We start from the raw sequence: 13,470 nt of genomic DNA on the forward strand, positions 1-13,470 counted from the left end.
GTCAGTCAGATTCACGATCTAAGCCTAAGTCGTTTCGGGGGTGGCGACGATGGGTTGGTGGGACTTGAGCAGTTTCAGATGTCGGTCGGCCAGGGCCGTGACGGCGCTACCGAGGGCTGGGTCGTCACCACGGGCGAGGCCGGCATATTCGAGGTGAACCGTTCCATCGGCACGCGTGGTCGCCTTCACCCAGACTCGGCGACGCGGCACGAGCAGTCCGGTGAACAGGCCGAACAGCACGAGTGCGGAGAAGGAGATCAGCCAGATCTGGGTCGGATCGTGGTGAATGTCGAAGCTGGCAAAGCGCGGAACCGACTGCTTGAGATCGCCGGCAGCCGAGGCGGCCGGGTCGTTGTCGATGAAGCTGACCGTGCCGAGGTCATTCGGCAGCTCGGTGGACTCGCCCGGCTTGAGTTCGATCGAGTCGACACCGGTGGTGCCGCCGTTCTGCTGGGTCAGATCGTCGGTGACGAGGGCATAAACGGATGTCGGTACGCCGTCATCGAGACCGAGGTCGCCGGTGTACACGTTCAGGGTGAGCAGCGGATACTCGAGGTCGGGGTAGCTGGAGAAGTTCGCCCCGGACTCGGCCTTGTCCTGGGTGGGATAGAAGAAACCGATCATGCCGAGCTGTTCGGCCAGACCGTCTGGCACCTTGACGATGCCGAGCGAGGTGAGGTTGGCGTCCTGCGGCAGAAACGGCACCGAATCGGAGAACACCACGGTGCCGTCGGGGGCCGTGACCTGAATGGTCGGTGCGTAGCCGTTGCCGAGCAAGTAGATGCTCGTGCCATTCGTGCGCAGCGGCCCATTGACCTTAACCACGCCGGGCTCGGCTTCAGCGCCCTTGGGGGTGACGGTCACGTCGGCGGTGAAGTCGATCGGCTGGCCGTAGGCCTGCAGGTTGAGCTGCTCGTAGGCCACCGCGAAGTCGTCGAGGCTCAGGGTGTAGGGGTCGAGGGTTCCGTCGTCGAAGAAACGTCCAGGGTTGAAGGAGTCGTAGGCGAGCAGGGTGTTCACGAAGGTCTGGCCTTCGACCAGCACGCGCTGGCCACTGAAGCCGTAGCCGCCGCCGAATCCGACGGTGACCAGAACGCCCACCAGGGCGCCGTGAAAGATCAGGTTCCCGGTCTCGCGCAGGTAGCCGCGTTCGGCCGAGACCGATGACTCCCCCTCAGCCTCGAACCGGGCGACGCGGTAGCCGCTGGATTTCAGGAGGGTGCGGGCATAGGTGATGGCGGCGGAGGCATCCGTTTCAGCCGGCGCGTCATGCTCGATGAAACCCGACAGGCGGGAGAGCCGGGCCGGAGTGGTCGGCGGCTTCGCACGCAGGGCCAGAAAATGGTGTTTGGTGCGCGGAATGACGCAGCCGATGAGCGAGATGAACAGCAGCAGGTAGATCGCCGAGAACCAGGCCGAGGTGTACACGTCGAAGGCTTGCAGCTGGTCGAGGACCGGTGCCAGGTCGGGGTTGTCGGCAAAGTACTGGGTGACGCCGTTCGGGTCTGAGCTGCGCTGCGGCACTAGCGATCCGGGAATGGCGGCGATGGCGAGCATCAGCAGCAGAAACAGGGCGGTGCGCATACTCGTAAGCTGACGCCAGAACCAGCGCAGCCAGCCGGTCAGGCCGAGCTTGGGCTGCACGACCCCCGGTGTCTGCGGGCGGGAATCGTAGTGGTCAGATGGCCGGGACAAAGCTGCCAATCACCCCTTGCAGGTCGAGGAGCCAGGCGTTCCAGATGCCGGTCACCATGAGGACTCCGATAACGACGAGCAAAACGCCGCCGAACAGGTTGATGGCACGTATATGCCGTTTCAGGAATGCGACCGATCCGGTGGCCCAGTTGAGGCCGAGGGCGATCAACAGGAACGGAATACCGAGGCCGAGGGAATAAAACAACGCGAGCAGACCGCCCTGCCAGGGTGAGCCGGTGCCAAGGCTGAGGGAGTTGATGGCGGTGAGGGTCGGGCCGGTGCACGGCGTCCAGCCGACCGCGAACACCGCGCCCAGCAGGGGCGCTCCGGCCAGGCCCATCTTGGGGCGCCAACTGGTTTTGATGGTGCGCTGCATCGCGCCGAACTGGCCGACGAAGACCAGGCCGAGCAGAATGACCACGACGCCGGCGATCCGGGTGATCAGGTCGCGGTAGGAGTTGAGCCAGAATCCGGCCGCGCCGAAAACGACGCCGGTGAGCACGAACACCACGGTGAAGCCGAGCACGAACAGGCCGACCCCGGCCAGCAGCCGGTTGCGGCCGCGCCGATCCCGTTTGGAGGTTCCGGTGCGCCCGTCGGTGAAGCCGCCGATGTAAGCGAGGTAGCCGGGTACGAGCGGCAAAATGCACGGGGAGGCGAACGACACCAGCCCGGCCAGGAGCGCGATGGGAATAGCGAAGAGCAGCTGCCCGCTGAAGACGATCTCTCCGAAGGGATTGTTCACTCGCCGGTGCCGCTGTCAATGATCGGGCCGGTCTCCGCGATCGTGTCGCGAATCAGGGTTTCCAGAATGGAGGGCGAGGTGACCTGGCCGAGAATGCGGGCGGCAACCCGGCCTTCGGCGTCGAGCACGAGTGTGGTGGGCACCGCGTTCGGCGGGATGCTGCCGCTGAAGGCGAGCTGCATGGCCCCGGTGTCGACGTCGAGCACCGAGGGGTAGGTCACGCTGTAGGTCTCGTTGAACGCGATCGCGTTCGGCGCCTGGTCCCGCACGTTGACTCCGAGAAAACTCGCGCCCTCATTTTCGAATTGCGCGTTGATGCTTTGCAGATCGGATGCCTCGGCCCGGCACGGCGCGCAGCTCGCGTACCAGAAATTGACGACCAGAACCTCGCCAAGCTTGTCGGCGCTGGTGACTGTTTCACCGGTCTCGGTCACGCCGGAGAACTCGATGGCCTCGCCGCGGCTTTCGAGGGGGATCTCGGTGACGCTGCCGTCGCCGGCGATGAAGCCCTTGCTCGAGCCCTCGCGGTACTGCTCGGCGAGCGGGTCAGAGGAGCAGCCGGCGAGCAACAATGCGGCTGCGGCGAGACCGGCCAACAGCGGGGCGACCCGGCGACTCTTCACGCGGCTCATACGGCACCCACGTCGTTGCTCGGATCGAGAAGTTCTGCGGCCGGGCTGGCATAACCGGTTTCAGCGAAGTGGTCGCCGCGCCAGGACAGCGTCGTGATGCTCGACAGATCGCACCGCCGGTTGCGCGGGTCGTGGGCGAGTCGTTCATGGGCGAGGGAGCGGTGCACCATCCAGATCGGCAGCTGGTGGCTGACCAGCACAACATCGCCCTCGTCGACCGAGTTCCAGGCGTCATCGATCGCCGCGAGCATCCGCTTCGAGACAGCCCGAAACGGTTCGCCCCAGCTCGGCCGGAGCGGGTTGACCAAAGCCGGCCAGTTGCGGGGGTCGCGCAGCGCGCCGTCTGGACCGCGCATCCGCTTGCCTTCGAATGCGTTGGTCGGTTCGATAATGCGTTCCTCGCTGTCGACCGGCAGCCCAAAGGCGGCGGCGATCGGTGCGGCCGATTCCTGCGCACGCTGCAGCGGCGAGGCGATCACGCGCACGACCGGGCGGCCGCGCTCGACCAGTTCGGCGGCGGCGGTGGCGGCCATGAGCACACCCTGCTCGGACAACCGGTAGTTCGGCAGCCGTCCGTAGAGCACGCGTTCGGGGTTAAAGACCTCACCGTGACGCACGAGATGCACTTGACTGGCTACCACCCGACCAGTCTACGGAGGCCCCAGCCTTGAAACCGCCGTGAGAGCGCTCAGACGTCAACGATGCTGATGCTCCGGGCGAGGTCATCCACGATCGGCAGCAACTTCAATACTTGTACACCGGGCTCCCCTCCTCGGCGGGGACCCTGGGCGGCTCCGGCTAAGCTCGAACAGTGACTTCGCGCGTATTAATCAAGAACCTGTCCGCTCTCGACGACGGCCCCGTATCGGTGTCCGGTTGGGTCGATACCGTTCGAGACCAGAAAAAAGTGCAATTCGTCGTACTGCGCGACGAATCCGGCGCCGTGCAGCTGGTCAATCCCCGCACAACGGATGCCGATGGCCAGGTCGTCGCCGACGAGCCGGCGACCAGTATCTCGGGTCTCGCCCAGGGCACCTTCGTGACGGTGACCGGTGCGCTCAAGCACGACGAGCGGGTCAAGCTCGGCGGCATCGAAATCAAGCTGGCCACCCTCACCGTCGTGTCGGCCGCCATCCCCGAGACGCCGATCGCGGCCGACTCGAGCCTCGACAAGCGCATGGACTGGCGCTTCCTCGACCTGCGCAACCCGAAGCAGAACCTCATCTTCCGCATTCAGACCACGTTCGAGCACGCGCTGCGCACGTACTGGATCGAGCACGACTTCATCGAGCTGCACACCCCCAAGCTCATGGCCAGCGCGAGCGAGAGCCGCGCCGAACTGTTCGAGGTGGGCTACTTCGAGACGAAGGCGTACCTCGCGCAGAGCCCGCAGTTCTTCAAGCAGATGGCGCAGTCGGCCGGCTTCGGCAAGATCTTCGAGGTCGGCCCGGCATTCCGCGCCGACCCCTCGTTCACGAGCCGCCACGCCACCGAGTTCACCAGTGTTGACTCCGAGATCAGCTGGATCAACAGCCACGACGACGTCATGCAGCTGCACGAAGACCTCATGGTCGCCGGCTTCACCGCCGTCAAGGCCCGGCACGGCGACGAGGTCAAGGCCCTGTTCGACGTCGAGGTGACCGTTCCGAGCACGCCGTTCCCGCGCATCCCGCTGGCCGAGGCCAAGGAGATCGTGAAGAGCCGCGGCTACGAGGTTCCCCGCGACGACGACGACATGGACCCGGAGGGCGAGCGCCAGATCGCCGCCTACGTGGCCGAGAAGTACGGACACGAATTCGTGTTCCTCACCGACTACGCCTCGAGCATCCGCCCGTTTTATCACATGCGTCACGAGGGCGACGCGTCGATTACCAAGAGCTACGACCTCATCTTCAACGGCACCGAGATCTCGACCGGCGCCCAGCGCGAGCACCGCATCGAGGTACTCGAAGCGCAGGCGATCGAGAAGGGCCTCGACCCGAAAGAGATTGAGGGCTACCTGGACTTCTTCCGCTACGGCGTGCCCTCGCACGGAGGGTTCGGCATGGGCCTCGCGCGCGTACTGATGCTCATGCTGCACCAGGCGTCGATTCGCGAGGTCACCTACCTGTTCCGCGGCCCGACCCGCCTCGAGCCGTAAGGATCAACTAGACCTCGAGGTCGACCGCCAGGCGGTCGGCGACGACGGTACGGATGAACGCGCCAGCCTTCTTGTGCTCCGGGTGCTTCTGGTAGCGGTCGAGGGCCTCGAGGTCGTCGAAGTCGGCGATCAGCGCGACGTCCCAGTTCTCGTTACCGGCAACATCCGGCCCCACCGTCAACGCGCGAATCTCGGGCACAACCCCGACGAGGGCGTTCAGGCCGGCAGCGATCTGGGCCGCGTCGTCCGCCTTCTTGCGCGGGGTGAGAGCGCTGAGTTTCCAGCAGACGATGTGACGAATGGTCATGAGACCTCCAGTAGGGCGGTGCGCAGGCGCACCGGATCGATGCGCCAGTAATTGTGCACCTGGCCGTTAATGAGGAGCACCGGGATGTCCTCCAGGTAGAGGTCGTGCAACTCGGCGTCATCGAGAATGGAACGTTCCTCGAGCGTGATCGTGAGGGCCGATGCGTCATCGGCGAGCTTGGCCACAACGCTGCCGACCACGTCGCGTGCGTCGTCGCAGAGGTGACAACCGGGCTTGCCGATCAGGGTGAGGTGTGCGGTGGGCATGGGTCTAGCCTACGAGGCCGCGGTTACTCGACTAGACCATGCTCTGCTAGATGGAACTGCCGGTTCGGAACGTCCAGGTTTTCGTTGCCAGGGGGTTGCCGGCCGCATCCCGCACCGCACTGGTACCGCCCGTAATCGTCACCCGGTACAGCGTGTTGGACGCGAGCGTCACGGAGGGATTGATCGTGAGAACTTTGGTCGTCGAATTGAAGCTCCTCACCGCCGTAATCACCGCGCCGGTCGAAGCATTCGTCAATTTCACCGTTGACGCACTCACTCCGATGATCGCTTCGCTGAAGGTCGCCGTCGCGTTGGCGGTACGGCTAACGGATGTCGCCCCCGATGCCGGGCTGACACTGGTAATAGTGGGTACCGGCCCCGACGTGAACGACCAGGAGGTGGGCACTAACGGGTTGCCGACGGCGTCCAGCAGGCCAGACACGTTGACCGAGAAGAGTCTGTCGGCGCCGAGGGTGGCTGTGGGGTTGAGCGTCGCCGTGCGGGTTGTCGCGTCATACGTGACGGCCGCTGGCACGAGCGTCGTTCCCGTCTTCATCGTGATCGTGGTCGTCGAAACCTTCGTCACCGGCTCGCTGAAGGTGACCGTGACGTCGGCGGTCCGGCTGATTGCGCGGGCATCCGCTCTGGGGACCGCCGCGATGATCGTGGGTGCCGGACCCGACTGAAACGACCAGCTCGTGCCGGCGATCACGTTGCCGGCAATGTCACGCACACCGGTCACGGTGACGGTATAGAGCGTGTCCGCTGCGAGGGTCGACGACGGGTTGAGCGTGGCGACGTTTGTCCCCGAGGCGTAGGTCACGGCCGCAGCTACCGTTGCCGTTTGGGAGCGCAGTGAGAACGAGCTCGCCGTCACATTGATGACCGGTTCGCTAAACGTCGCCGAGATGTTCGCCGTCTGGCTGATCGACCGTGCATTGACGACCGGCACCCGGCTAGTCACGGTCGGCGGGGTGACGTCGCTGTTCCCCGGCGAGACGTCGCTGTTCCCCGGCGAGACGTAGAGCAGATAGTTGCTCGTTGACCGAGCGTCGAAGACCAACCCCTGCGTTGCCTGTGCGGAAAGAAAGTCGTCGATTTGCGCGGGAGTTGACGACGCGTTGACCTGTAGGTACCGCGCTACGGCACCAGCAACATGGGGCGCTGCCATGGATGTACCGCTCATCAGCGTATTGTCAGTATCCGACCCGATGAAGCTGGAGCGAACCCCGCTACCGGGGGCAAACAGGTCGACGCACTCCCCGAAATTGGAGTAGCTCGACCGATAGTCGCCCTCGTCGGTTGCGCCGACGGTGATCGCCGCCGGCGTCTCGGCGGGAGAGGCGGTACCGCACGAGTCCTGCGACCTGTTGCCCGCAGCGACGACGACCGGCACGCCGGCTGCCGAGGCGTTTTCCACTGCCTCGTCCAGCAGGGCATTGGACTCGCCGCCGCCGCTAATGTTAATGACCGAGGGGCCTGACCGGTAGGTAACGACCCAGTCAACGGCAGCGATCAGGTCCGAGACGTAGCCGCTCCCTCCGCAGTCGAAGACGCGGAGGGCGACCATGCTCACGGACTTCGCAACACCGTAGGTCGTACCGCCAATGGTGCCGCTGACATGCGTGCCGTGGCCGTTGCAATCGCCGGCGTCGCTGTCATCATCGACGAAGTCATAGCCGCTCGTCGCACGGCCACCGAACTCGGTGTGGGTAAGCCGGATTCCCGAGTCGATCACATAGACCGTCACGCCAGCCCCTGACGTTCCGTAGTCGTAGGTGCCAGAAAGAGCCGAAGAACGCTGGTCGATGCGGTCTAGTCCCCATGGGGCATCCGGCTGCAACGTGTCGATGTGAGTTGCGGTATCCAGCTCGACCCGCTCGACCAGGGGGCTGCTGCGCAAGTGCGCGATTTGGGCCGCGGTGAGCTTGGCCGAGAAACCAGCGAATGCCGCGCGGTAGCGGTTGTCAATCCTGACGCCCGCCCGGCTCTGAGCCTCGGCGAGGGCGACGCCGGCAGCGGATGACGCCGCCTGCACGATCACTGATTGGCGGGGATCAGCAGGATCCGCAGCCATGGCAGCGCCTTGCGCGTTCGCCGCGAGCGTGGCGGCCGGGCTGGCCGCTTGTGCCGTGAAAGTGCTGGTGGGCAGTAAAATCCCAGCAAGTAGCAGCAGCGGGATGATTATGGCAGCAGTACATCGACGCAAGAGCGCCGAGGGAGCGTGGTTCACGGGGGTAGCCTCTCGGACGCTAACGCCCACGTATTCCGTCAATAGTGATGCCGCGCACCATGGCACCGCCACCCCCATTCGGGGTAATGGCACATCGACGCTATGCTACCGGCGCAACGCGCAGGAACACCACTCCGCCCAGCCGTCTCTCAGGCAAGCAAAAAGCGCCAGTCCCGAAGGGCTAGCGCTTTGCTCACAGAACGACGAGGAGTCGCTCTACTTCTTATTACGACGCTGGTGGCGAGTCTTGCGAAGCAGCTTGCGGTGCTTCTTCTTCGCCATACGCTTGCGTCGCTTCTTAATTACAGAACCCACACGGACCTCACAAGTATTGGTTTAGTCGCGGGGCCCGCGACTGACACGAAAACACCATTCTATCGGACAAAACGCTCTCCAACTACTCAACCGTCGGATCGGGCCGGTCGTGGGAACGCGAAACGCCCGATTTCAACCGTTTCTGCGCCACTTCTTCGCGGTCGCATCCTTGACCACCTGGGACATCTGCGAGGCGTCGGCGAAAGCCTTGCCGATGGCCGAGGCGAAGGCGCGCTGCTCGTCTTTCAACCCCTCACCCTCCAGCTCGGCGGTCTTGACGGCCTGATCGAAGTCGACGCTGAGGAACGGGATCAGCCAATCCTCGATCTCCTCGAGCGGCGAATATTCCAGTCGGTAGAAGCGGTGTTGCCCGTCTTCGCGCACGGTGACCAGACCGGCTTCACGCAGCACCTTGAGGTGCTTGGAGACAGTCGGCTGGCTCAGCCCGAGATGACCGACGATGTCGGACACGCTCAGTTCGCTGCGCCCCGCGCTCCCGGGCTCGCCGGCGGGATCAGCCCGCTCCAAGAGGATGCGCAAAATGTCGCGTCGCGCCGAGTCTGCCACCACGGTGAAGATGTCTGCCATACCCTCAGGGTAGTCATTCGCACTGGGTAAAAACCACCGCTGGGTAGTACCATGTCAAACTGGCACAGGTCGCAGGTCAATCGGGGGTTCCAGGTGTTGTCGAGAACCGGGACAGGGCCGTCCCTCCCCCACCCACTCTCTATTTTGGTGCGCAGCCGGGACCGCGTGAGGGCGTGATTGTTCACACACGGTTTTAATGAGCTTGCCCTGATCGATATCGTTGGCAGTTGCGCACCAAGGTCACGACTCTCGGACCGATGGCGGGCCGGATCGATACCTGCGGCTTAATTTAGTCATTAGAGTGTCGACGAGTTTGGTCAGCGACCCTCATCGTCGAGCGGAGAATCCCCATGCACCACGCCCACTCCGAACCAAGTCAAACGCAGGAGCCTCGGTCCCTGATCCGCGAGTTCGTGAAGCGTTCGCCCTCCCGGGCAGCAGCACTCATCTTCGTCGCGGCCGCTCTTTTCTTCGCCATCGTCTTGTCTCTTCCGATCGCTGCGGCAGATGGGAACCGAACGCCCCTGCCCGATGCCATCTTTACCGCCGTCTCGGCCGTGACAGTGACGGGCCTGACGACGCTGGACACAGCAACTCACTGGTCTTTCTTCGGACAGGCGATGATTCTGCTCGCTATCCAGATTGGCGGGCTCGGCATTGTCACGATTGCCCTGCTCCTGGCGCGGGCGGTTACTCGGCACCTGGGCCTCGGCGACAAGGTCTTCGTTCAGCAGAGCCTCGGCACGTCGAGGCTCGGTGAGGTCGGCAGTCTGCTTCGCACCGTGGTGCTGACCACGCTAGCGATCGAAGCGGCACTCGTGGCAGTCCTGATCCCACGGTTCGTGATGATCGAAGACAACTGGTGGGAAGGCGTCTGGCACGGACTCTTCTACGGAATCTCCTCGTTCAACAACGCCGGCTTCGTCTCGCATGCGGGCGGCCTCGGCCAGTTCGATGGCGACTACTGGATTCTGACCCCGATCATGATCGGAGTATTCGTCGGAAGTTTCGGCTTCCCCGTGTATCTGACCTTGATCCAACACAAGTGGAATAGAAAGCGCTGGACCCTGCACACCAAGCTAACCCTCGGCACGACCACACTTCTGCTCATCGCCGGAGCGGTTGCCTGGGGAGCCATGGAATGGGGAAATGAACGGTCAATCGAACACCTCAGCATCCCGGACAAGCTCTTCCACGCCTTATTCGCCTCGACCATGATGCGTTCCGGCGGATTCGCCATCACGGACACGAGCGAATCGAACCCGATCACCCTCCTCATGACGGACGCATTGATGTTTGTCGGTGGCGGATCCGCATCGACTGCGGGAGGCATCAAAGTGGTCACGCTCGCGGTCCTCTTCCTCGCCATCGTCGCGGAAGCGCGTGGCGATAGGCGCGTCATGATCAGCGGACGGACGATTCCCGACGGCACCCTGCGGCTCGCCATCAGTGTCACATTCCTAGGCGCCACGCTCGTGCTCGTGGCGACCGGGCTCATCATGATGGTCAGCGATGAGCCGCTGGATCGCATCCTCTTCGAAGTTATCTCCGCTTTCGCTACCTGTGGCCTGTCTGTTGGGCTCAGCGAAGAGCTGCACCCGGCGGGAAAATACGTGCTTAGCCTCCTCATGCTGGCCGGCCGGATTGGCCCGATCGGTCTGGCTGCTGCCCTTGCGCTCAAACAACGCAATGTTCTCTACTCGCTCCCGGAAGAACGCCCGATCATTGGGTAGTCCGTTCAGTCAGGCAACTTTGGCCAGGCTCGCTGGCCGTCGAACCGCTCGATCGCCCTGTTGATTTTCGGCATGGTGGTTTACCGGAAAGCGTGTACGTGATGGCGGCCACGATGTTCATGGGCCGGGTTGGTACAGTGATTCTCGCGGCAGCATTGGCCGCAAGCCAGAGCAGGCAACTGTTCAAACACCCGGAAGAGAGGCCCATCGTTGGTTGATCGCATCAAACACGACGCTCCCGTACTCATCGTCGGGCTCGGGCGTTTCGGTGCTGCGACAGCCGGCCAGCTCGACCGTCTCGGCCGCGAAGTGCTCGTGGTCGACACGAGTGAGGCGCTGGTGCAGAAATGGTCGGAGCGAGTCACCCACGCTGTGCAAGCGGATGCCCGCTCCCTCGAGGCGCTGCAGCAAATCGGCGCCCAGGACTTCTCCATCGCCGTCTGCGCAACCGGTGCCTCGGTCGAAGCGAGCGTGCTCATCGTGGCGAACCTGGTTGACCTGAAGATCCCGCAGATCTGGGCCAAGGCCATTTCCAAGTCACACGGCAAGATCCTCGAACGCATCGGCGCTAACCACGTGATCTACCCCGAGGCCGAGGCCGGGGAACGCGTTGCCCACCTCGTGTCGGGTCGCATGCTCGACTTCATCGAGTTTGATGATGACTTCGCCCTCGTGAAAATGTACCCGCCGAAGCAGATCCGCGGCCTCAAACTGGTTGACTCCGGCGTGCGTCGCAAGTACAACGTCACGGTGGTCGGCGTGAAGAGTCCGGGAAAGCCGTTCACCTATGCCACGGCTGAGACGGTGGTCTCCAACCACGACCTCATCATCGTGTCGGGCGCCGAAGCCGACATCGAGCGGTTCGCGGCGCTCGGATCTTAGCCGATCAGCATCCGTTCTGGCGGAATGCACCCGGATTCGGTGAATAATCCTCCAATTCGTGGACGGCGACCGGCTATTCTCCTACTACGGACATAACTCGTCGCAGCTCGGCGAGGCTGCCTGTGGCGTCATGTCCGAGGACGGAAAGGCTCATCCATGTCACGAAACGTTCCCGCGCTCCCCGATACCGTTGCGCCCGAGGCCGGATTCACGGTGCCTGACACCACCGCTGACATCGTCGCCGAAGTGCAAACCGATACGACGGGCGAGGTCACCATCAACGGCGCAACGCGCACGGTGACCGGCAGCGATGAAGCCGGCGTGCGCGAGGAGATCATCGGTCTCGTCGTCGAGACTGCCCGCACCCGCGGGCAGTCTGTGCTGCTGCAGGTCAGCGACGAGCAGGGCGACTGGCCGCTGACGGTGCACCCGAACGGACGCGTCGAGTCCGCCGGACCGGTCGTCGTCGGGCGGCATCCCAAGCCGGCGCACACCGTGCCGCTCCCCGTGCAGAACAGTTCGCCGCGGCCTGCCGTGCCGATCGAAGCGGATGCGCGCACCCCGTTTGCTGCGCTGCTGCAGCCGCCCGCCACAGAAACCGCCGCCGCCGCCGCCGATGAACCCGACGATGAACCCGTCAGCCTGTTCGAATCCCTGCTCGCTCCTCTGGCTGTTGCCGCGGAGCCGCGGGCATCCGTCGGCGGAGCAGAGCGGACACCGTCGCTGCCAGTCGCGTCAGCGCCGGTCATATCAATGCCGGTCGCATCGGTGCCGGTCGCATCGGTGCCGGTCACATCGGTGCCGGTCACATCGGTGCCGGTCACATCACGTCCAGCCACCTCGCCATTCGTCACCTCGCCCGCTGCCGCTGCCGCTGCCGCGACCGCCGCGACATCGACCACCGTCCCGCCCAACCTCGCCGATTTTCTGAGCTCGCGGCCGCCGGCACCGACCGGTCCGGCCGAGCACGGCTGGCAGGGCGCCATGCGCCGCCTCACCGGCGGGCTGGTCTCGCTCGCGCCGAGTCCCACCGAGCAGATGCAGCGCAGCGCCATCAGCGCCGTGCAGCGCAGCCTGAACGGCCCCCGCACGATCGTGGTCCTCAACCCCAAGGGCGGGGCGCACAAAACAACCGCAACGCTGCTCATTGCGGCAACGTTCGGCATCTATCGCGGCGGCTATACCCTCGCCTGGGACAACAACGAGACCATGGGAACCCTGGGCGTACGCGCCCAGGCCGCTCGGCACACCAATACGGCCGTCGATCTGCTGCGCGACCTGGATCGCTTCGGTGATGCTCGCTCCCGGGTGGGCGACCTCGACAACTATGTACGGTCGCAGGGCGACGCCCAGTTCGATGCACTCGCCTCCGACCTCGATCCGGCCGGAGCGGCGAGCATCGACGATGTCGCATTCCGCAAACTGCATACAACGCTCAGCCGCTTCTACCGGGTGCTCGTCATCGACACCGGCAACAACATGCGGGCCAGTAACTGGGAGGCGGCCGTGGAGACCGCCGACCAGCTCGTGATCGTCTCGACCATCCGCGAGGACACCGGTTACGGTGCAGCCTCGCTGCTCGACGGCTTGCGCCAGAAGGGGCACGCCGACAAGGTCGCCCAGGCGGTGACCGTACTCGCTTCACCGTCGAAGACCGCGGATGAGCAGTTGTCCGCGCGCCTGCACGACCACTTTCGCCAGCTCACCCGCACCGTCGTCGACGTTCCCTACGACGCTTCGCTGGTCGGCGGCGGACCGCTCAACGTCGACGCGCTGGCGCCCCGCACCCGCTCAGCCTGGCTGCAGGCGACGGCCGCCATCGCCGAGGGGCTGTAGGCGCTAGCGGGAGTTTCCTAGCTAGCCTCGGTCAGAGTTCCAGAAGTGCTGGTCAACTCGGGTTTTGGCGGCTGGGTTTTGTATGACCTAACTTTTCT

The 13,470-nt window shown here is 64.3% G+C and carries 13 protein-coding genes; 4 read left to right on the forward strand and 9 right to left on the reverse strand.

The window, feature by feature from the left end:
• Window positions 1-24 precede the first annotated feature (24 nt).
• From E3T43_RS10280 to E3T43_RS10295, 4 genes are read right to left on the reverse strand one after another with little or no spacing between them, the layout of a single operon-like run.
• A complete protein-coding gene (locus E3T43_RS10280; protein ID WP_134472385.1) occupies window positions 25-1,695 on the reverse strand; it encodes a cytochrome c biogenesis protein ResB in 1,671 nt (556 codons plus the stop codon).
• Window positions 1,679-2,440: a cytochrome c biogenesis CcdA family protein gene (locus E3T43_RS10285; protein WP_092448428.1), complete on the reverse strand. Its 762-nt coding sequence runs from the start codon at window positions 2,438-2,440 to the stop codon at window positions 1,679-1,681. The genes E3T43_RS10280 and E3T43_RS10285 overlap by 17 nt, the downstream gene beginning before the upstream one ends.
• Entirely contained in the window at window positions 2,437-3,072 is a 636-nt protein-coding gene (locus E3T43_RS10290; protein ID WP_134472386.1) for a TlpA disulfide reductase family protein, read from the reverse strand. Before E3T43_RS10290 ends, E3T43_RS10285 begins: the two co-directional genes overlap by 4 nt.
• Window positions 3,069-3,713 carry a histidine phosphatase family protein gene (locus E3T43_RS10295; protein ID WP_134444215.1) on the reverse strand — a complete coding sequence of 215 codons (645 nt, stop codon included), beginning with the start codon at window positions 3,711-3,713 and terminating at the stop codon, window positions 3,069-3,071. Before E3T43_RS10295 ends, E3T43_RS10290 begins: the two co-directional genes overlap by 4 nt.
• 170 nt (window positions 3,714-3,883) lie before the next feature.
• Here E3T43_RS10295 and aspS point away from each other — a divergent pair, with 170 nt between their 5' ends.
• On the forward strand, window positions 3,884-5,212 hold the full coding sequence (aspS, locus tag E3T43_RS10300; protein ID WP_104131640.1) for an aspartate--tRNA(Asn) ligase: 1,329 nt from the start codon (window positions 3,884-3,886) through the stop codon (window positions 5,210-5,212).
• A 7-nt stretch (window positions 5,213-5,219) separates the two neighbouring features.
• Here aspS and E3T43_RS10305 read toward each other — a convergent pair whose 3' ends face one another.
• The 5 genes from E3T43_RS10305 to E3T43_RS10325 all read right to left on the reverse strand — a co-directional run bounded on the left by E3T43_RS10305 (window position 5,220) and on the right by E3T43_RS10325 (window position 8,921).
• A complete protein-coding gene (locus tag E3T43_RS10305) occupies window positions 5,220-5,519 on the reverse strand; it encodes a Dabb family protein (RefSeq protein ID WP_104131639.1) in 300 nt (99 codons plus the stop codon).
• Window positions 5,516-5,785 carry a glutaredoxin family protein gene (locus E3T43_RS10310; RefSeq protein ID WP_092448433.1) on the reverse strand — a complete coding sequence of 90 codons (270 nt, stop codon included), beginning with the start codon at window positions 5,783-5,785 and terminating at the stop codon, window positions 5,516-5,518. Before E3T43_RS10310 ends, E3T43_RS10305 begins: the two co-directional genes overlap by 4 nt.
• A 46-nt stretch (window positions 5,786-5,831) precedes the next feature.
• The gene (locus E3T43_RS10315; RefSeq protein WP_166791301.1) at window positions 5,832-7,862 is read right to left on the reverse strand and encodes an Ig-like domain-containing protein; all 2,031 of its coding nucleotides are present in this window, start codon (window positions 7,860-7,862) and stop codon (window positions 5,832-5,834) included.
• A gap of 372 nt (window positions 7,863-8,234) precedes the next feature.
• A complete protein-coding gene (locus tag E3T43_RS10320) occupies window positions 8,235-8,333 on the reverse strand; it encodes a 30S ribosomal protein bS22 (RefSeq protein ID WP_003792170.1) in 99 nt (32 codons plus the stop codon).
• Window positions 8,334-8,465: 132 nt separating this feature from the next.
• Complete coding sequence (locus tag E3T43_RS10325; RefSeq protein WP_134472388.1) at window positions 8,466-8,921, reverse strand: helix-turn-helix transcriptional regulator; 456 nt, start codon at window positions 8,919-8,921, stop codon at window positions 8,466-8,468.
• A gap of 413 nt (window positions 8,922-9,334) precedes the next feature.
• On the opposite strand from E3T43_RS10325, the gene E3T43_RS10330 reads away from it, so the two are divergent.
• From E3T43_RS10330 to E3T43_RS10340, 3 genes are all read left to right on the forward strand, one after another.
• Window positions 9,335-10,654: a TrkH family potassium uptake protein gene (locus E3T43_RS10330; RefSeq protein WP_241978923.1), complete on the forward strand. Its 1,320-nt coding sequence runs from the start codon at window positions 9,335-9,337 to the stop codon at window positions 10,652-10,654.
• A gap of 210 nt (window positions 10,655-10,864) precedes the next feature.
• Complete coding sequence (locus E3T43_RS10335) at window positions 10,865-11,536, forward strand: TrkA family potassium uptake protein (RefSeq protein ID WP_134472390.1); 672 nt, start codon at window positions 10,865-10,867, stop codon at window positions 11,534-11,536.
• A 156-nt stretch (window positions 11,537-11,692) separates the two neighbouring features.
• Complete coding sequence (locus tag E3T43_RS10340; protein WP_134472391.1) at window positions 11,693-13,372, forward strand: chromosome partitioning protein; 1,680 nt, start codon at window positions 11,693-11,695, stop codon at window positions 13,370-13,372.
• The last annotated feature ends 98 nt before the right edge of the window (window positions 13,373-13,470 follow it).

This window comes from Cryobacterium sp. Hh7 (assembly GCF_004403155.1).
Lineage (GTDB): Bacteria > Actinomycetota > Actinomycetes > Actinomycetales > Microbacteriaceae > Cryobacterium > Cryobacterium levicorallinum.